The following is a 19,980-nucleotide window of genomic DNA, read 5'->3' on the forward strand; positions in this document are numbered from 1 at the left end:
TCGCTTGAAAACGCTATGGTGGTCAAACAATGTTTGAAGCAGTCATATGGGATTTTGGCGGCGTATTGACGACCTCGCCCTTTGAGGCGTTCGCTCGCTTCGAGACAGAGCGGGGCCTGCCTGCCGATATCATTCGCCGCACCAACGCCGCCAATCATCTGGAAAATGCCTGGGCCAGATTCGAGCGCGCCGAGGTCGACATCGAAACCTTCGATCGGCTGTTTGCCGCGGAATCCCGCGCGTTGGGCGCGGAGGTCCGCGGCAAGGACGTGCTACCGCTGCTGGCCGGTGACCCGCGGCCTGAGATGGTCGAGGCGCTCCGGCATATCAAGTTGAGCTTCAAGACCGGCTGCATCACCAATAATCTTCCGGCGAATGCGATTGGCAGCGCTGGCGGGCGAACGCTCTATATCGCTGAGGTGATGGCGCTGTTCGACCACATCATCGAATCCGCCAAGATCGGCCTGAGAAAGCCCGATCCGAAAATCTATCGCATGATGGTGGACGCGCTTGGCGTCGATCCGAAGCGCTGCATTTATCTCGACGACCTCGGCATCAACCTGAAGCCCGCGCGCGAGATGGGCATGACCACGATCAAGGTGAGCGACGCCAAGCAGGCGATCGCGGAGCTCGAAGCGGCGACCGGCCTGCTGCTTCGCTAAAAACGCCAATGCGCGCGGCTCTAGAGCTCCGATTCCGAAGTGCGCAAGCTATTGGGCGGCCTTTCATGCGAACTTCGGAATCAAAGGAACTCCAGCAAAATATGGTTGCTAGTGCGGCCTTGAATTTGAAGTTCCTGTGATGAATCCGCGGCGAAACTGATAGGAATTTCAAATTCGCCGCACTAGGCGTCGATCGCGTCCTTGATCTTCTTTCGCGTCAGCGGCAGATCGCGCAGGCGCTTGCCGGTGGCATTGGCGATAGCATTGGCAACCGACGCCGCGGCCGGCCCCTGCCCGGTTTCTCCGCTGCCAAGGAACGGCAGGCCCGGACGGTTGATGATGTGCACGTCGATCTTGTCGGGGACCGCGTCGAACCGCAGGATCGGATAGGTCTGCCAGTCCGTGCTCGTGATCCTCGTATCGTCGAAGGTGACGGCTTCATAAAGCGTCCAGCTCATGGACTGAAGGATCGCGCCCTCGACCTGGTTGATCAACCCGTCGGGATTGACGACTTGCCCGCTGTCGACGGCGGCCACCGCGCGCACCAGCCGCGGACGGCCGGTCTCGCGGTTGATTTCCACTTCGCTCGCTATGGCGCAATAGGCCGCCAGGCTCTTGTAGCGCGCAAAAGCAAAGCCGTAGCCGCGATCAAGAGGCGCTTTTTGCGCCTTCTGCCAGCCGAATTCCTTCGCCGCTTTCTCGATGACCTCGCGACCGCGCTTGTCCTCCAGATGATTTAGCCTGAACTCGACCGGGTCGACGCCGGCGAGTTCGGCAAGCTCGGTCATGAAACTCTCGATCGAGAAGATGTTGTGATAGGCGCCGAGCGCGCGCATCGCGGAGACCCGCACCGGCATCTCCGGAATGAAGCGGTGCACCACCTTGGCGTTGGGAAACTTGTAGATCGGAATAGCATTGCGGTCGCCGCCGCCCGCCGGCAACGGAATCGGCTGCGGCTCGGGTACGGCGAAAGGCTCGGCCATATGCTGGGCCGCCAGCATGGAGCCGGCGCCGCCAGGCCGCATCGAATGGGTGTTGGTCCAGACGTCGAAATTCCAATCGACAATCTTTCCATTGCCATCGAGCGATGCCTTCAGCTTCGTCACCATCGCTGGGCCAAACGGCTCCCAGGTGTGCTCCTGCTCGCGCATCCATTGCACGCGCACGGGAATGCCGGGCAGCTCGCGCGCGATCAGGGCCGCGTCCGCGGCAGCATCGTCGGCGCCATTGTGGCCGTAGCATCCAGAACCTTCGACGTGAATGAGCCGAACGCTTGGCAGGGGCACCTTCAACATTTCCGCGATGCCCTGACGGTCGGGATAGACGCCCTGGGTATGCGTCCATACCTTCATCGTACCGTCGGCGAATTGCGCGATGGCGCAGGACGGCCCGATCGAGCCATGGGCTTGATAGGGGCGCGTAAAGGTCGCTTCAATGGTCTTTTGGCCTGTCACCGAAGCGTCGCTCTGCTGGAAGATCGTCGTATCGTTCGACTTCAGGCTGGTAAGGACAGCAAGCAGATCGTCCTGCTTCGGCAGGCCGGGCTTCTCTTTCCACTTCGCCGCTTTCGACAAAGTCCTCATGGCCTTGATCGCCTGAAATTCCTTTCGGGCAACCACGGCCAGGAAATTTCCATCGCGGACAACCTTGACGAATCCGGGCAGCTTTTCGACCGACGCCGTGTCGCATTCCGTCAACTGCGCGCCATAGCTCGGCGGACGGATAATGCGGGCGTGCACCATGCCGGGCAACCGCATGTCCTGAACGTAGGCTGCGCCGCCGGTCACCTTGGCCGGAATATCGACGCGGGGCACCGGCTGGCCCATGACCTTATAAGTCGCAGGATTCTTCAGTTTCGATTTTGGCTGAGCCTGAACATGCAGCATGTTGTCCGCGACCAGATCGCCATAACCCAGGCGCTGGCCGTCCGGAGCGATCACCGCGCCGTTCTCGGTCCGCAGATTTTCCATCGGCACATTGAGCCGCCGCGCGGCTTCCGCCACCAGAATCTCGCGCACCTGCGCGGCGGCATTCTGAATCGCCGTGCCGCTATATTGCGTGGACTGGCTGCCGGATGTGTAGCCCTCGTCAGCGGTGAGAAGCGTGTCGGCCGTGACGACCTTGAGCGATGCAAAGGAAACATCAAGCTCTTCGGCCGCGATCTGCTGGAACGCGGTCTTGAAACCCTGGCCGAGCTCGGCCTTGCCGGTGAAGATCGTAATGCCGTCGGCATCGATGCGAATCCAGGCATCAAGATAAGGCGACGTCGCGAGACTGCCGGGAGGCTTTGGCGCGGCTGCGGCATGATCTTGAGCAAAAGCATCCGACAGCGAGAAGCTGACGACCAAAGCGCCGCCACCGGCCAGTACCTGACGGCGATCGAGATTGACGGGACCGTTCATTGCGCGCCCCCTTGCGTAGTAGGCGTCAATTCGGCGGTATCCATCAGATGCGCGGCGCGGTGCACAGCGCGAAGAATGCGCATGTGCGTGCCGCAGCGGCAAAGATTGGTTTGCATCTCGCTGCGAATCTGCGCGTCCGTCGGCTTCGAATTCCGCTGCAACAGCGCCTGTGCGCGCATCATCATTCCGGCAATGCAATAGCCGCATTGCGCGGCCTGCTCTTCCATGAAGGCACGCTGGATTGGCGCAGGCTTCTCGACTGTTCCCAGACCTTCCAGCGTCGTCACCTCCTTGCCTTTCAGCAAAAGCAGCGGCGTGACGCAGGACAGCACCGCCTTTCCGTCGACGATCACAGTGCAGGCGCCACATTGACCAAGGCCGCAGCCGAACTTGGCGGCATTGAGCTTGAGTTCGTCGCGCAGCACGTAAAGCAGCGGCGTATCGGGATCGGCGTCGATCTCGTGATCGTGGCCGTTGACCTTCAATGTCGTCATGGCTTGTCTCGCTGCGTGGAGCCGGCGGGCGGGCTGTTGGGTGCCGACGGGCTCTGGAGAGATACGGTTTCGGCGCGCCTTGCGTCCCGGACGATCTGTTCGGCGTTGCTCCAGGCGGGCTGGGCACTGAAGCGACCGCGAAGGTAAGTCAGCAGAGCCGCGATCTGCTCGTCGGTCATGCTGTTGGCAAAACCCGGCATGATGGGGCTGCGTTCCCCGCCGACCGGACGGATGCCGCCCAGAATAACGTTGGCGGCGTTGCGCGGATCCGGCGCGCTGAGGGCCGTGGATAGACGAAGGTTGATCCCGCTATAGGGCAGCGGGCGATCGGCTTCGTGGCAGGTTGCACAGGCCGCCTGATAGATCGAGGCGCCGGAATTGTCGGCCGGTGCGGACTTGTCAGATGACGATTTCAGATCGGCCGGCGTCGCACTGGCCCGGGTTCCAAACACGCTCGTCATATAGACGGCGATGGCGCGAACATCGCTTTCTGGCACCGATGACAGGTTGGCGGTGACTTCCGCCATCGGCCCGCGCGCCACGCCATGATCGGAATCCCAGCCGTAACGCAGATAGTGAAACAGCGCATCAGCAGTCCACGGCAGCGGCGACGGCGACTGCGCATTGATCGCATAAGCGTGCCAGTTATCGACATCGCCGCCGGAGAACGATGCGTTTGTTCGTTCCGCACCGAGCGCGTTACGCGGCGTGTGGCATGCGCCACAATGCGCGAGACCTTCGACCAGGTAAGCGCCGCGGTTCCACTGCGCGCTTTGCGAGCTGTCCGCCTTGTAGGTCCCGCCCTTCAGAAACAGCAGCTTCCAGCCGGCGACGGCTAAACGCTGGTTGAACGGGAACGCAAGATCGTTGGCGTGCGCGGGCGCGCGAACGGCGGTTCGCGTCATCAGGAATGCGTAGAGCGCGTGATCGTCTTCGTCGCTCACATTGGTGAAGTGGTCGTACGGAAAGGTTGGATAGAGATGATGCCCGCCGCGGTCGACCCCGGAGCGCATGGCACGCTGGAACGCTGCTTCCGACCAGCGGCCGATGCCGCTGTCCGGATCGGGCGTGATGTTCGACGAGTAGATCGCGCCGAACGGCGTCGGCACCGCAAGACCGCCGGCGAGGGTTTTGCCGCCCGGCGCCGTATGGCAATCGCTGCAATTGCCGATCGCGGCAAGATCGCGGCCGCGCTTGACCAGCGCAGGATCGCAGGATTGCGGCGCGGGGGGATTGATCTGATCGATTGCAGGCCGCCAGGCAACCGCGAAAGCGGCAACCGCCCCGCCGATGAGCGCTACGATCACGGCACCCGCGATGATTCTCGACTTTTGCATCCGTCCCAAGCTCTAGTGGCTTTGGGACGCATTGCTAGCACAAGTTGGCGGATGGCGTCCAAATTCGCACCAGCCTTCCGGGGCTGAAAACAGGCGCTTTGGGCTTCGAAACGCCGCGTTTTGCGGCCCTTCAGACCGCAAGACCGGATCCCGGCTGGCTATTTACTGCTGCTTTATTTCCGGAGCCGGTGCTGCCGCGGCAAAGGCCTGTTCAAAAACCGCAAGGTCAGTGCTCGGCAAATCGCACACCGCGACATAGGTGAAGTTGCCGTCGCTCCAGCTTCGGACGTTGTAGCCAGCGATGTTCTGGTCGGGCACAGACTGCCCCCGCTTCAACGTCGTGAGGCTCACGGTGTGAGCCGCATGCTTGTAGACGATCGTTGCCACCGGACGATTATCGATCACATCGACCCGGCCACCCAACAGAGCGAAACCCTGTTCGGCGAGGTCCGGCACCTGAGGGGATTCCGGCAGCCGCGAGGTGAACCACGGCTTGACGGTGTGACGGTCGGAAGATGCAATATCGAACGGCTGCGGCGCCAGCAGCCCGCGGATATGGCCGGCGACCACTTCGCTCGCGACGGTGTCGTCCTGACTGAGGCGATCGATCGTCTTCAGCACGGAGCCGGAGATCACGGCGCCGAACACGGCGGATGCCGCCAGCGCCTGGAACGACCAATTCCGGCGGCGCAGAACGGTGACGTTGCTGACCGCGTTCGCGCGCTCAACGCCGGCCTGCTCCGTATTCAACCTGGCCTGAATGCGCGCCTGCAAGTCCGAGGGCATGTCGGCCTGCGGGAGCGCCTGCATCGCGTTCCGCAGCGACATCAGACGTGTATATCGAGCCTGCAACTTGTCATCGGCCGCCATCCGGCGCTCGAATTCGCCTGCGGCAACGGGATCGAGCTCGCCATCGCAATAGGCGGTCAACTTGAGCTCGTCGTTATCTTGCAAGGACGCGGCCATAATTACTCTTGATCTCCGAGAAGCGCGATCAGCAGCTGCCTTCCGCGCGACAGACGGGACATGACAGTGCCGATGGGAACATTGGTAATCTCGGCAATATCGCGATAGTTCATCTGATTGATTTCCCGCAAAACCAGCACTTCACGAAACTGGGTCGGCAACTGCGCCAAGGCCTTCTGAAGCCGCTCCGCATCTGCCTTTAAAAGAACCGTCTCCTCCGGTGTCTCTATTCTCGCTCCGTGCAGTCCTTCGTGTTCGAGCTCCTGCTGCTCCGACGGGTTAAGGTCGTTGATATAGGTGACTTTCCTCGACCGGTTCTTCGTCAGCCAACTCAGAGCCGTATTGCGTACAATGGTCAGCGACCATGCGCGGGCATTGACGGCCCCGAAACCCCTTATGCCGCGAAACGCCCGGATGGCGGCTTCCTGCACGATGTCCTCGGCGTCCGACGCATTGCCGGAAAGCCACTGCGCGAGGCGGTAGGCCTCGGGCAGATACGGCAGGAAAATCTCGTCAAAGGTGTTTCTATCATCCTTGTTTTGCACAACGGAGACCGGCATTTGCGACTGGCCAGACACTCGATCTGAGCCTTCCGGCCGGTCTTTTAGCATGTCGTTTTTAAGTTCGGTACACTGGAAACCGGTCCGGTGCGCCATAGAAGAGCGGATTTGACCTTCACTTCCCATCCCATCAGGAGTCTCGAATGCGAAGGTCAAATCCAAAACTCCGCTAGCCGAAATTCAGGTTTTCTGGTGGTCCGATTACTCCAACATTCGCAAAAGGTGCCCGCTGAGAAGGGACGCGAAAGTCTGAATCGGACCACCAGAGTTCTCATGACGCGTTACTTGACGATGATCTTTCCCTGCATGTGCGGGTGCAGGCCGCAGAAATAATCGAAGGTGCCGGCGCTGGCGAACGTAAAGGAATACGAGTCGTCAGTGTCGAGCGCCTTTGACCGGAACACTTTGTCCTTGTTGATCACGTTGTGCGGAATGTCGTCGTGATTGACCCATTTCACCGTGGTGCCGACCGCAACGGTCAGTTCCGGCGGCGTGAAGGTGAAGTTGTCGATCGTAACGGCATTGGCCTCCTCCGCCGCGACCGCCCCAAACGCCAGCAACGCGCCGACGAGCGGACCGAAAAGCATCGCAACGACCACGGCGCGACCGGGAGTGCATCGCGCCGCAGCGGGGCGCAGGTGGCTTACTAAGCTACGCATGAAAGTCCTCGAATTAGCCGGCCAGCGTCTTGTCGACGAAGGCGAGCGGTTTGTTGCCCTGCATAACTGTGACGGTTGAAAGCCCGAGCTTGCTGCGAAGCTGATCGGCAGGAACGACCATCGGTCCCGGCGAAGGCGCCGAACCCGGAGCGGGCTGCGGGAACGCCGTCGACATCGCGGTGTGGAAGGTCATGTTGCCTTCGACCTTCTGCACCAGCTGATGGATGTGGCCGTTCAGCACGGTGACGGAGCCGAAGCGCTTCAGAAGATCGAGCGCCTTCATGCCGTCCTCGGTGCCCCAACCCCATTCCTTGTAGACGATCTGCATCGGGATATGGGCGAACACGACGATCGGCGTGCTGTTCGAACGGTCCTTCAGATCCGCTTCGAGCCAGGCGAGCTGCTCAGCGCCAAGATTGCCGAGACCGCCGCCCTTCAGGTCGACGACGTTGACGAGGCCGATGAAGTGGACACCGTGATCGTCGTAGGAATACCAGCCGGCGCCCTTCGAACCCTTGCCGTAACGCTCGAGATAGGCCTTGCCGCGATCTTCGTCGATGATGTCGTGCTCGCCGGGGACCCAGTGAATCTGCACGCCGGTCTCGCTGAAAACCTTGTCGGCATTGTCGAACTCGGCGGGCTTGGAAAGATGGGTGATGTCGCCGGTGTGGATGATGAAGGACGGCTTGGTCGGCATCGCCTTGACCTTGGCGACGGCCTCGCGGAGCGTGCCCAGCGCATCGGGATTGGCGGCCTTGTCGAAGCCGATATGGCTGTCGCTCATCTGAAGGAAGGTAAAGCCAGTGGTGGGTTCGGCCGCAGCGGCTTCACCGATCAGCCCGATCGAGTGAGGAACGCCGCCCGTCATGCTCCAAAGGACGCCAGTGCCCGCCCAGACCATGCATTCCAGCACTTCGCGGCGGCCGAGTCCCTTTTCCTGATCGTCCAGGCCTTTCTTAGCCATGTCATATTCTCCCTATGGAGCCTGCACGGCCCCAGATGCGCAGAATTGCGCGTACGGGAGAGACTCAGCGATTTCGGCCTTTATTCCTGAAGCCGCCTGCCGGCGAACCAAGGATGGTTCACAAACGGTTGTGATTGGGCCGGGATGGTTAAAGGCCACCGCCCAAACGAAATGGGGGAGCGGAAATTCCGCTCCCCCACAACAACTTAAGCCTGGTTCTGGTCTAGCTTAGAACTGGTAGCGGAGACCAATGCCCGGGTCGAAGGTCGAGACCGTGGTCTTGACGTTGGTACCAGTCAGAGTGCCGTTCTGGTTGGACTGAACGAAGGCAGCGGCCAGACCGCCATTGCGCTGCGAGTAGGCAACGCCGGCGTAGAAGTCGACGTGACGGGCGAACCGCCAATCGAGGGCGATGCCGAACATGTCTTCGCCGCCGGCGCAGTTGGTCGCGATGGCGCTGTTGGCAGCGCAAGCGGCCTGTTGGCCGGCTGTGGTCGCACCAAAGCCGCCGTTGTTGGCAAGAGCGCCGCCCGGAGTGTTGGCGAACAGCGTACCAGCACCGGTACCCGCAGCAGCACCCTGCGTGAAGAAGTGCTGACGGAAGCCGTAGTAAGAGGCAGCGATATCGAGCGCGGGTGTGATCGAATACTTCACGCCTGCCCAGAAGACGTCGAAGTGGCCGTCCGTCACGTAGTTGTTGTTGTTGGCGAAGCCGAGCGCATAGCCACCGAGGACGTTGGCACCCGCGGTCAACGGATTATCCGGGTTGGACTTGTTGATGAACTCGTAGCCACCATAGAATTTCCAGGGGCCGATCGTGTAACGAGCGGCGATCTGGAAGTTGGTGTTGTCGGAGACGGTACCCGGCAAGCAGCCCAGGTTGCAGGCGATGGTTCCCGTGCCCGCGAAGCCAGCAGGACCCAAAGTACCCAGCTGGTTGGCGGCAATCGCGTTCACCTGCGCCGTGCTCAGAGGACCACCCGAGAACGACACGGACTGGAAGATCTTGCCGCCGACAGCGTCCATCGACAGGCCCATATAGTCGAAGCCGATGTTGCCCTGGAAGGCGTTGCCGATACTGCTGTTGTTGCCGTCGCGGAGCTGCGTCAAAGCCGCCAACCGCACCGGGCCGATGTTCAGACGATATTCAAAGGAGTTGTTGAAGATACGGTTTTCGGTGTTGCCAGCGCCGCCGGTCGCACCTTCGTTGGTGATCAGCGACCACATGTTCGAACCGGACAGCGCGTCATAGTTGACGACGAGGTCCGAGCTCAGAGCCGACTGACGGCCCATGGTGAGGGTACCGTAGGTCGGCGAACTGATACCGAAGTAGGCCGCGTTGTTGAACATCTGGCCGGCCTTCGACGAGTCGCCGTAGGCGTTCGCGGTGCCCAGTGTGTTGGCATTGCCGAGGCCGTTGTTCTGCACGATCGCGCCGATGCCGTTGGCGTTCGCGCCGCTCGCCGGGTTGAACAGGGTCTGCAAGTTGAACACGGCGTACAGATTGTCGCCGATCTCCTGCTTGCCGCGCAGACCGATGAACGAGGTGCTCAGCATGTTCGGAGTAGCACCGAACTGCGCACCGTTCCCCGCCTTTTCCATCGGAGCGTTCTGCGGGAAGCCGGCCAACGGCGAGAATGCGTTGCCATGCTGGAAGTAGGCGACGCCCATATCGAAGTTGCCGTAAACGCAGACGCCCTTGATGCAGATGTCGTCGTTCTCGACCGGCCTGGCCTTGACCGCGGCCTTGTAGGGCAGGTCGGCGGCCATCGCGTCGACCGGGCTGATGGTCGGCACGGCAGACTTCTGAGCTTCGAGCGCCTTCTGACGCTTTTCGATGTCGGCGAGACGCTTGGTCATCGCCGCATTCTGTTCACGCAGTTGCTTGGCCTGGGCCTGGATATCGGTCAGCTCGTCGGCGTGAGCCGCGGTCGCTGCGAAAGCCAGGATGGCCGCTGCTGAGATAAAAGTCCTTTTCACGTAAGGTCCCCCACAATAGACGCGGCAACAACCATACGCCGCGAGCTGCCTGGTTACGGAGCCTCGGATGAGGACTCCTTAGGCAGACACTCTGCGTCAGGGGGCAAAGAAATACTGTAACCCAAACGCCACAGCCGGCCACGAAGCCATCTTTTGAAAGGATCGCCTTTCAAAGGAGTTGGCCCTGTTGCCGCTATGACACACTGGGTTGTTTATCTAAAGTAAAGCTGTGGTCCTATTACAACTATTGATTGTTTCCTTTCGAGACTTTTTGAGGTTGAAAGCGGGCTCCGATTCCTCGGAGCCGCCTTCGGTGGTTTTCAGGCCAGAGAATCGGCCGACCCATTTGCGAGAGCCGATTGACTGGTGGGAGACGGAGACATCTTAAGCCTTTGATTCAACCTAGATATCTCCGTCTGTGTCGTTACGCCTCCATCAGAACTGGTAGCGGAGACCAACGCCCGGGTTCCACGAAGAGACCGTGGTGGCGCAGGTGGCGCAGATGCCCGAGACACCGACAGTCGTTCCCGTGGTGGTCGTGGCGAGGCCGTTGTTGTTGGAGGTCGCGAAGCCGTTGGCCAGGCCACCGTTTCGCTGCGAGTAGGCGACGCCGGCGAACACGTCGACGTGACGGGCAAAGCGCCAATCGACGACGAGGCTGACCATGTCTTCGCCGCCGTTGCAGTTCGACTGCGACGCACTGTTGGCGGCGCAAGCGGCCTGCTGAGCAGCAACGCTACCCAAGTTCGCAGCACCACCGGGCGTGTTGGCGAATACCGCCGTGCCGGGAGATGCACCCTGCTGGAAGAAGTGCTGCCGGATGCCGTAGTACGAACCGATGATGTCCAACGCCGGCGTGATCGCATACTTCACGCCCACCCAGAACGCATCCTGATTACGGGTGCTCAGGTAGTTGTTGTTGTTCACGTAGGCGAGGTTATAGCCGCCTTGCGCGAAAGCGCCGGGCGAGAGCGGATTGTTCGGATTGTCGAACCAGAGATGTTCGTATCCGCCGTAGAACTTCCAGGGGCCGATCGTGTAGCGAGCGGCGATCTGGAAGATCGTGTCGTCGGAGATCGTGCCGCTCATGCAGCCGAGCGAGCAGGTGATGGCGGTGCCGGTGATCGGGTTGGTGCCGGTGGACTGCGAAGTCGTAAGGGCACCGACCTGGCTCGAGCTCAAGGGCGCACCGACGGAAAGGGCGTCGTAGACCTTGCCGCCAACGACGTCCATCGAGAAGCCCATGTAGTCGAAGCCGACATCGCCCAGGAAAGCATTGCCGGTTGCGCTGTTGCCGCCGTTGCGCAGCTGAGCTTCCGCCGCCAAGCGCACCGGGCCGACGTTCAGGCGATACTCATACGAGTTATCGAGAATTCGGTTTTCGGTCACGCCACCGCCGCCGGTTGCACCTTCATAGGTGATCAGCGACCAGGCATTCGAACCCGACAGCGCGTCATAGTTGACGACGAGGTCCGAGGTCAGGGACGACTGACGGCCCATGGTGAAGGTGCCGTAGGTCGGCGAACTGATACCGAAGTAAGCCGCGTTGTTGAACAACTGACCGCCCTTCGACGAGTCGCCATAGGCGTTCGTCAGGGTGCCGATCGTCGTAGCGCCGCCCAGGCCGTTGTTCTGGACGAGCGAGCCGGTGCCGTTGGCGTTCATGCCGCTGGCGGGGTTGAACAAGGTCTGCAAGTTGAACACGGCGTACAGATTGTCGCCGATCTCCTGCTTGCCGCGCAGACCGATGAACGAGGTGCTCATCAGGTTGGCCGCGACGCCGGAATACGAGCCGCTCGAGTTCTTCTGGATCGCGTAGTCCAGCGGACCGCCGGCAAACGCGCTGTACGGAGCGCCATGCGTCTGCGACGCGAAGCCCATATCGAAGTTGCCGTAAACGCAGATGCCCTTGACGCAGATGTCGTCGTTCTCGACCGGCTTGGCCTTGACCGCCGCCTTGTAGGGCAGATCGGCAGCCATCGCGTCCACCGGACTGATGGTAGGCACGGCTTTCTGTTGCGCCTCCAGCGCCTTTTGCCGCTTTTCGAGATCAGCAAGACGCTTGGTCATCTGTTCACGAAGTTGCTTGGCCTGCGCCTGGACGTCCGTCAGCTCGTCGGCGTGAGCCGCAGGCGCTGCGAAAGCCAGGATGGCCGCTGCTGTGATGAAAGTCCTCTTCACGTAAATCCCCCAAAATAGGCGCGGCAACAACCATCGCCGCGAACTGCCTGGTTACGGAGCTTCGAACGAAGACTCCTTGGGCAGCCTTGTGCCTTAGGGGGGAAATAAATGCTGTGTCCGACTGACAACAGTAATATTGGAAGCCGACAGGACTGACGGTCATGTGATGTTGGCGTAATATATGATAACCGTCATGTGACATCTGGTAACTCGTGCATTTCAGATACGTGATTGAAGTTCAAATCCAGATCGCGAATCCGTGAATCTCCGTGAGATGGCGTTACAATTCGATCATCATCAGAAGTGAGCCTGGAGAGAAAAGGCAGAGACATCGCGAACCGCGTTGGGGGAACGTGGATCGGATGTCTCTGCATTTGTGCTTGTGTCCTTACGTTACGAGATCATTAGAACTGGTAGCGGAGACCAACGCCGGGATCCCAGGTCGAGACACGGTTGTTCACGTTGCAGGTACCGCCTCCTGTGCCGCAACCGGCGGCACTGAGAGTGCCGTTGTTGGTCGCTGTGACGAAGCCGCCGGCCAGACCGCCGTTACGCTGCGAGTAGGCGACGCCGGCGTAGAAGTCGACGTGCTTGGCAAACCGCCAGTCGAGCACCAAGCCAACCATGTCTTCGCCGCCGGCGCAGTTGGTCTGCGACGCGCTATTGGCGGCGCAAGCTGCCTGCTGAGCCGCGAGGCTGCCGAGGTTGAGCGCACCACCGGGAACGCTGGAAAATACGGCAGTACCAAGGCCCGTTGCCGAGCCGGGTGCGGCACCCTGCGCGAAGAAGTGTTGCCGGATGCCATAGTACGAAGCGGCGATATCCAGGGTCGGCGTGATCGAATACTTCGCGCCAACCCAGAACACGTCCTGGTTACGGTTCGTCACGTAGTTGTTGTTATTGACGAAGGCGATGCCGTAGCCGCCGATCGCATTGGCACCGGGCTGTAGCGGGTTGTTCGGGTTGGAGAACTGGAGGTGCTCGTATCCGCCGTACAGTTTCCACGGTCCGATCACGTATCGCGCACCGACACTGAACACGGTGTTGTCGGAGACGATACCCGACACACAGCCGAGCGAGCAGGGGATGGTGTATCCGACGCTAGTCCCGGTCGCAGACGCCTGGTTGGCAGAGATAGCGGCAACTTGTCCGGAGGTCAGGGTCGTTCCGATGGAGTTTTGGTCGTAGATTTTGCCGCCGAGGAAGTCCATCGACAGTCCCTGGTAGTCGAAGCCGATGTCGCCCTCGAAGGCATTGCCGACGGAGCTGTTGTTGCCGTTGCGCAGTTGCGCTTCCGCCGCCAACCGCACCGGGCCGATGTTCAGACGATACTCATAGGAGTTGTCGTAGATGCGGTTTTCCGTCACGCCGCCACCGCCGGTGGCGCCTTCGTTGGTGATCAGCGACCAGGCGTTCGAACCGGACAGCGCGTCATAGTTGACGACGAGGTCCGAGCTCAGAGCCGACTGACGGCCCATGGTGAAGGTACCGTAGGTCGGCGAACTGACGCCGAAGTAGGCCGCGTTGTTGAACATCTGGCCGGCCTTCGACGAGTCGCCGTAAGCGTTGGCGAGCGTACCAAGCTGCGGAGACTGGCCGAGGCCGTTGTTCTGCACGATGGCGCCGATGCCGTTGGCGTTCTGACCCGAGGCCGGGTTGAACAGGGTCTGCAAATTGAACACGGCGTAGAGATTGTCAGCGATCTCCTGCTTGCCGCGCAGACCGATGAACGAGGTGCTGAGCTGGTTCGGCGTCGCAATGAACTGCGACCCGAAGCTCGACTTTTCGATCGGCGTGTTCGCCGGGAAGCCGGCCAACGGCGAGGACGCGTTGCCGTGCTGCTGCCAGTTCAGGCCCATATCGAAGTTGCCGTAGACGCAAATGCCCTTGATGCAGATGTCGTCGTTCTCGACCGGCTTGGCCTTGACCGCTGCCTTGTAGGGCAGATCGGCAGCCATCGCGTCCACCGGACTGATGGTAGGCACGGCGGCCTTCTGCGCTTCGAGCGCCTTCTGCCGCTTTTCGATATCGGCGAGACGCTTGGTCATCGCCGCGTTCTGTTCGCGAAGTTGCTTGGCCTGAGTCTGGATATCTGTGAGCTCATCGGCGTGAGCCGCGGTCGCTGCGAAAGCCAGAATGGCCGCTGCTGAGATGAAAGTCCTTTTCACGTGAGTCCCCCAAAATAGGTGCGGCAACAACCATCGCCGCGAACCGCCTGGTTACGGAGCCTCGGATGAGATCTCCTTGGGACTGCTTGTGCCTCAGCAAAAGAAGAAATGCTGTGACAGCATCGCCACAGAAATATCGGAAGCCGACAATGTCACCGTCATGTGAGTTACTGATATCATATGATGTATGACATATGATTGATAACATATGATTGGATCCTGTAGCCGCGCTTGGTTCTTCTGTTCGAGCCCGTCTATTGTCTCAACGTATTTTTGCTCTCGCCCATTTCCACCGCATCCACGCGCCGGTGCCGACGATAAGAGACAGAGACATCATGAACCGCGTGAGGGGCGTGGATCAGATGTCTCTGTCTTTCGTGCTTTTGAGTCCTTGCGCTACGCGCTCATCAGAACTGGTAACGAAGACCGATGCCGGGATCGAAAGTCGAGACCCGGGTAGCGCAGGTAGCGCAGATGCCGGTGACGGTATTGGTGGTGTTCTGGCCGTTGTTGGTCGAAGTGACGAAGCCGGAAGCCAGACCGCCGTTACGCTGCGAGTAGCCAACGCCGGCATAGAGGTCGACGTGCCGGGCGAACCGCCAGTCGAAGACAACGCTGACCATGTCTTCACCGCCGGCGCAGTTGGTTTGCGACGCGCTGTTGGCGGCGCAAGCGGCTTGCTGTTGAGCAACGCTACCCAGGTTCAGAAGACCACCCGGAGCGTTGGCGAACGCCGTCGCGCCAGGAGCAGCACCCTGGGTGAAGAATTCCTGCCGGACTCCGTAGTAGGAGGCAGCAACATCCAACGTCGGGGTGATCGAGTATTTCGCGCCAACCCAGAACACATGCTGGTTGCGGGTGCTGACGTAGTTGTTGTTGTTCACGAAAGCGAGGTTATAGCCACCCTGAGCGAAGGCGCCGGGAGTGAGCGGGTTGTTCGGATTGTCGAACGCGAGGTGTTCGTATCCACCAAAGAACTTCCAGGGGCCGATCGTGTAGCGAGCGGCAACCGCAAACACAGTGTTGTCGGAGATGGTGCCGCTCAGACAGCCCAGCGAACATCCGATCGCGCCGCCGAACGGGTTGACGACTGTGCCGGCCTGGTTGCTGGTCAGAGCGTTGACCTGCGCCGTGCTCAAGGTCGTTGCAACGGAGTTTGCGTCGTAGATCTTGCCGCCGACGAAGTCCATCGACAGGCCCATGTAGTCGAAGCCGACATTGCCTTCGAAGGCATTGCCGGTCGGGCTGTTGCCGCCGTTACGCAGTTGCGCTTCAGCCGCCAAGCGCACCGGGCCGATGTTCAGACGATACTCATATGAGTTGTCGTAGATGCGGTCTTCGGTGACGCCCCCGCCGCCGGTGGCGCCTTCGAAGGTGATCAGCGACCAGGCGTTCGAGCCGGACAGCGCGTCATAGTTGACGACGAGGTCAGAGGTCAGAGCCGACTGGCGACCCATGGTGAAGGTACCATAGGTCGGCGAACTGACGCCGAAATAGGCCGCGTTGTTGAACATCTGGCCACCCTTCGACGAGTCGCCATAGGCGTTCGCCTGACCGAGCGACGTAGCCGCGCCCAGACCGTTGTTCTGCACGATGGCGCCGACACCGTTGGCGTTCATGCCGCTGGCCGGGTTGAACAGGGTCTGCAAGTTGAACACGGCGTACAGATTGTCGCCGATCTCCTGCTTGCCGCGCAGACCGATGAACGAGGTGCTGAGCTGGTTGGCCGCGACGCCGCCATACGAACCGTTGGACTGTTTTTCGATCAAGTAATTCAGCGGACCGCCGGCAAACGCGTTGAACGGGTTGCCGTGTTGATTGTAGCTGAGGCCCATGTCGAAGTTGCCGTAGACGCAAATGCCCTTGACGCAGATGTCGTCATTCTCGACCGGCTTGGCCTTGACCGCTGCCTTGTAAGGCAGGTCGGCAGCCATCGCGTCCACCGGACTGATGGTGGGCACAGCCTTCTGTTGCGCCTCGAGTGCCTTTTGCCGCTTTTCGAGATCGGCAAGACGCTTGCTCATCTGTTCGCGAAGTTGCTTGGCCTGAGCCTGGACGTCCGAAAGCTCGTCGGCGTGAGCTGTCGCGGCGAAAGCCAGGACGGCTACTGCGGAGATAAAAGTCCTTTTCACGTAAGGTCCCCCAAAATAGGCGCGGCAACAACCATGCGCCGCGGACTGCTAAAGGTACGGAGCCTCGGATGAGGACTCCTACGTGAATGATCCTGCATCACCTCGTTTGGAAATGTTGTCACTCGAACGCAACAACGCATTGATTAGCTGACGTAAATTCATAATATGATTTTTATAATATAAAGCGGCTTTCGATATCTGAAAATCGGTTTAGAAAACCTGCGGCAATCGAAAGTTACTCAAAAATTTTTTATGAAAGTTCCAGACGGTTTCATATCAGCGGCTATCTTCTCCTGGCTCACGCGAAGTCCGGCATCCAGTTCTCGCGCGACGCTCAGCCGATATCTGCTGCGTGACATCCGTTTCAGGAGTGCCGAAGCCTTGTGGCCAAGAGGCAGCCTCGACGCAAAAAAACAGAGACATCGCGAACCGCGTGGGGGAACGCGGGCCGGATGTCTCTGTTCTTCAGGCTTCTAGATCAGAACTGGTAGCGAATGCCGATGCCCGGATCGTAGGACGAGGCTTTGCCGCCCGCCTGATTGATCGTGCCGTTGTTGTTGCCGTTCGCCTGAAGGAATCCATTGGCGAGGCCGTTCTGCACCTGCGACCACATCACGCCCGCGTACATGTCGACGTGCCTGGCGAAGCGCCAGTCGACCATCAACGAAACGGCGTCCAGCGAACCGGAGCACTTGGAGGACCGTGCATCGGTACAACCTGCAACCGGACCAAAGTTCGTGCCGCCGGAGACAGCATTTCCGTCGGCCGCGCCACCGAAGCTGTTCTGCCACTCGTGGTAATAGGCGCCTGCGATATCGAGGTTCGGCGTGATCGAATACTTCACGCCGATCCAGCCGGTCTGAAGCACCCTCTCGTTGGTGAAGTTGGCGTTGTTGATCGCGCCGCCGTTGCCGAGGATGAAGCCGCCGGTAACGAACGCACCGGGAGCGAGCGGGTTGTTCGGATTGGCGAAGTGGACGTTCTCGTAGCCGCCGTAGAACTTCCACGGACCGATGACGTATTTGGCGCCGACCTGGAATACGGTGTTGTCGGAGACAGTCCCCGCGATGATGCCGTTGCCGTTGCTTACCGTGTTGATCGACGCGGCGAGTTGGGCTTGTGACAGAGGCGCGGCAGATACGGCGTCGTAGATCTTGCCGCCGAGGAAGTCGATCGACAAGCCCATATAATCGAAGCCAATGTTGCCTTCGAACGCGTTGCCGGTCGAGCTGTTGCCGCCGTTACGAAGCTGAGCTTCCGCCGCCAACCGCACCGGACCGATGTTCAGACGATATTCGTACGAGTTGTCGAACACGCGATCCTCGGTGTCGCCGCCACCGCCGTTCGCGCCCTGGAAAGTGAGCAGCGAGAAGGCGTTTGCACCCGAGAGCGCATCATAGTTGGTGACGAGATCGGAGCTCAGCGCCGACTGGCGTCCCATCGTGAAGGTACCGTAGGTCGGCGAACTGATACCAAAGTAAGCCGCCTGGTTGAACAGCTGGCCAGCCTTGGACGAGTCCTGGAACGAGTTCTGGAATCCCAGATTCGTCGTCAAACCGTTGTTCTGGGCAATGCCGCCGATGCCGTTGGCGTTCATGCCGCTCGCGGGATCGAAGATCGTCTGCAAGTTGAACACCGCGTACAGATTGTCGGCGATTTCCTGCTTGCCGCGCAGACCGATGAACGAGCTGCTCGCCTGGTTCGATCCGACGCCGAAATAGGAGCCGTTCGAGTTCTTCGAAATCAGATAGTTCAGCGGCGGATTGCCGAGCGCATTGAGCGGCGCACCGTGCTGGATATACGACACGCCCATGTCGAAGTTGCCGTAGACGCAGATGCCCTTGATGCAGATATCGTCGTTCTCGGCCGGCTTGGCCTTGACCGCTGCCTTGTAGGGCAAGTCGGCCGCCATTGCGTCCACCGGACTGATGGTCGGCACGGCTTTCTGTTGCGCCTCGAGTGCCTTTTGCCGCTTTTCGAGATCAGCAAGACGCTTGCCCATCTGATCGCGAAGTTGCTTGGCCTGAGCCTGGACGTCCGAAAGCTCATCGGCGTGCGCTGTCGCGGCGAAAGCCAGGACGGCTACTGCTGAGATGAATGTCTTCTTCACTTAAGTTCCCCAACAAAATGCAGCAAAGAATTCTTGCCGCGAAGTGTCCGAATGCGGAGCCTCGGATGAGGACTCCTTGCGGCGGCCTTCTGCCGTAGGGAACGAACAAATGCTGTGTCGACCTCGCCACAGCGATGCTGCAAGGCGACAAAAATACGCGTATGTGATTGAAGATTTCTACATGATGAACGGCATGTGATGCCGAATCATTCCCATGTCATCCGCCGTGATTTCAACCGTCACATTTGCGTCATTCGCAAGCGCACTTTGCCGATGGCAGTCGAGATGTTAGAGCCGCGTGAACGACACGTCCGCCGTCACACAAATGAAAAATATCTCGCCAGGTCGAACCTGCGAGATCCAAGATCTCTCCATACCTATTCGGAATCGAATGTGACGAGCGCATTGTCGCCGGCCGGCGCCTCGATGACCCGCGACGCACGCGCCCCCTCGGCGCCGCATGACTCAAGCGCACAGCCGGGTCCCTCATAACTTCATAAAAAAGACGACCAGCCATGAGCGGCTGACGGAGCAGCGGGTCAAATCCCGCCTTGCCGACCCAAGGCAAAAGCCGCATGCTCGCCGCAACAATGACGCCGGACCAAAATTTCCGGCCACAAGGGGGAAATGACCATGAAACGCGAAGGATTCGACCGGCGCGATTTCCTGAAGAGCGCCGTGGTGAGCGGCGCGGCCGCGGCCAGCGTCACGACAACCATCGCCGCGCCCGATGCGGCGCAGGCCCAGCAACCCGCCCAGACAGCGCCAACCCCGACCGAACCGGCCGGTTACGCCTTTCTCAATCTCGACGAGGCGGCTTTCGTCGAGGCGCTGGTCGACCACATGGTCCCGGCCGACGAAATCAGCCCCAAAGGCACCGATCTCGGCGTCAATATCTATATCGACCGCGCTTTGGCGGGCGGTTGGGGCAAGGGCGACCGGCTTTATATGCAGGGGCCCTGGAAACTCGGCACGCCCGCCCAGGGCTACCAGCTGCCGCTGACGCCGGCCCAGCTCTACCGCGCCGGCATTGCGGCAACCAACGCACATTGCCGCAAGGCCTACGGCAACACGTTCGACCGGATCACTGCGGATCAGCGGCAGGAGGTTCTGACCGGCCTCTCCACCGGCAAGATCACCTTCGACGACGGCCTGCCGGTGCGGGTGTTCTGGACCACGCTTTATCAGACAGTGGTCGAGGGCATGTATTCCGATCCGATTTACGGCGGCAACCGTAACAAGGCCGGATGGGCCATCATCGGTTTTCCCGGCGTCATCGCGGTGCATCGCGACCACGTCGCGCAATATCGCGGCAAGCCGTTCCCCACCAAGCCCGTCGGCATCGCGGATATGAGCTAGTGGAGG

14 protein-coding genes are annotated in these 19,980 nt (G+C 60.3%); 2 read left to right on the plus strand and 12 right to left on the minus strand.

What is annotated here, in order from left to right:
- Positions 1 to 29: 29 nt before the first annotated feature.
- A complete protein-coding gene (locus BUA38_RS11330; protein WP_072818004.1) occupies positions 30 to 662 on the plus strand; it encodes an HAD-IA family hydrolase in 633 nt (210 codons plus the stop codon).
- A gap of 182 nt (positions 663 to 844) precedes the next feature.
- Here BUA38_RS11330 and BUA38_RS11335 read toward each other — a convergent pair whose 3' ends face one another.
- From BUA38_RS11335 to BUA38_RS11390, 12 genes are all read right to left on the minus strand, one after another.
- Positions 845 to 3,064: a xanthine dehydrogenase family protein molybdopterin-binding subunit gene (locus BUA38_RS11335; RefSeq protein WP_072818005.1), complete on the minus strand. Its 2,220-nt coding sequence runs from the start codon at positions 3,062 to 3,064 to the stop codon at positions 845 to 847.
- The gene (locus BUA38_RS11340; protein ID WP_072818006.1) at positions 3,061 to 3,558 is read right to left on the minus strand and encodes a (2Fe-2S)-binding protein; all 498 of its coding nucleotides are present in this window, start codon (positions 3,556 to 3,558) and stop codon (positions 3,061 to 3,063) included. The genes BUA38_RS11335 and BUA38_RS11340 overlap by 4 nt, the downstream gene beginning before the upstream one ends.
- Entirely contained in the window at positions 3,555 to 4,895 is a 1,341-nt protein-coding gene (locus BUA38_RS11345; protein ID WP_072818007.1) for a c-type cytochrome, read from the minus strand. Before BUA38_RS11345 ends, BUA38_RS11340 begins: the two co-directional genes overlap by 4 nt.
- Positions 4,896 to 5,057: 162 nt before the next feature.
- Positions 5,058 to 5,861 carry an anti-sigma factor family protein gene (locus tag BUA38_RS11350; protein WP_072818008.1) on the minus strand — a complete coding sequence of 268 codons (804 nt, stop codon included), beginning with the start codon at positions 5,859 to 5,861 and terminating at the stop codon, positions 5,058 to 5,060.
- A gap of 2 nt (positions 5,862 to 5,863) precedes the next feature.
- Complete coding sequence (locus tag BUA38_RS11355; RefSeq protein ID WP_244553239.1) at positions 5,864 to 6,577, minus strand: sigma-70 family RNA polymerase sigma factor; 714 nt, start codon at positions 6,575 to 6,577, stop codon at positions 5,864 to 5,866.
- A gap of 125 nt (positions 6,578 to 6,702) precedes the next feature.
- Entirely contained in the window at positions 6,703 to 7,080 is a 378-nt protein-coding gene (locus BUA38_RS11360) for a cupredoxin domain-containing protein (RefSeq protein ID WP_083587545.1), read from the minus strand.
- Positions 7,081 to 7,093: 13 nt separating this feature from the next.
- Positions 7,094 to 8,044: a metallophosphoesterase family protein gene (locus tag BUA38_RS11365; protein WP_072818009.1), complete on the minus strand. Its 951-nt coding sequence runs from the start codon at positions 8,042 to 8,044 to the stop codon at positions 7,094 to 7,096.
- A 228-nt stretch (positions 8,045 to 8,272) separates the two neighbouring features.
- Positions 8,273 to 10,024, minus strand: a complete 1,752-nt coding sequence (locus tag BUA38_RS11370) for a porin (RefSeq protein WP_072818010.1) — start codon at positions 10,022 to 10,024, stop codon at positions 8,273 to 8,275.
- A gap of 435 nt (positions 10,025 to 10,459) precedes the next feature.
- The gene (locus BUA38_RS11375) at positions 10,460 to 12,205 is read right to left on the minus strand and encodes a porin (protein WP_072818011.1); all 1,746 of its coding nucleotides are present in this window, start codon (positions 12,203 to 12,205) and stop codon (positions 10,460 to 10,462) included.
- A gap of 404 nt (positions 12,206 to 12,609) precedes the next feature.
- A complete protein-coding gene (locus BUA38_RS11380) occupies positions 12,610 to 14,373 on the minus strand; it encodes a porin (RefSeq protein ID WP_072818012.1) in 1,764 nt (587 codons plus the stop codon).
- Positions 14,374 to 14,780: 407 nt separating this feature from the next.
- Positions 14,781 to 16,505 (minus strand): porin, encoded by a 1,725-nt coding sequence (locus tag BUA38_RS11385; protein WP_072818013.1) that lies wholly within the window; start codon positions 16,503 to 16,505, stop codon positions 14,781 to 14,783.
- A gap of 478 nt (positions 16,506 to 16,983) precedes the next feature.
- Positions 16,984 to 18,615 carry a porin gene (locus tag BUA38_RS11390; RefSeq protein ID WP_072818014.1) on the minus strand — a complete coding sequence of 544 codons (1,632 nt, stop codon included), beginning with the start codon at positions 18,613 to 18,615 and terminating at the stop codon, positions 16,984 to 16,986.
- Between the two features lie 633 nt (positions 18,616 to 19,248).
- On the opposite strand from BUA38_RS11390, the gene BUA38_RS11395 reads away from it, so the two are divergent.
- Positions 19,249 to 19,974 (plus strand): gluconate 2-dehydrogenase subunit 3 family protein, encoded by a 726-nt coding sequence (locus BUA38_RS11395; protein WP_083587969.1) that lies wholly within the window; start codon positions 19,249 to 19,251, stop codon positions 19,972 to 19,974.
- The last annotated feature ends 6 nt before the right edge of the window (positions 19,975 to 19,980 follow it).

Origin of the sequence: Bradyrhizobium erythrophlei, assembly GCF_900142985.1 — a bacterium.
GTDB lineage: Bacteria > Pseudomonadota > Alphaproteobacteria > Rhizobiales > Xanthobacteraceae > Bradyrhizobium > Bradyrhizobium erythrophlei_B.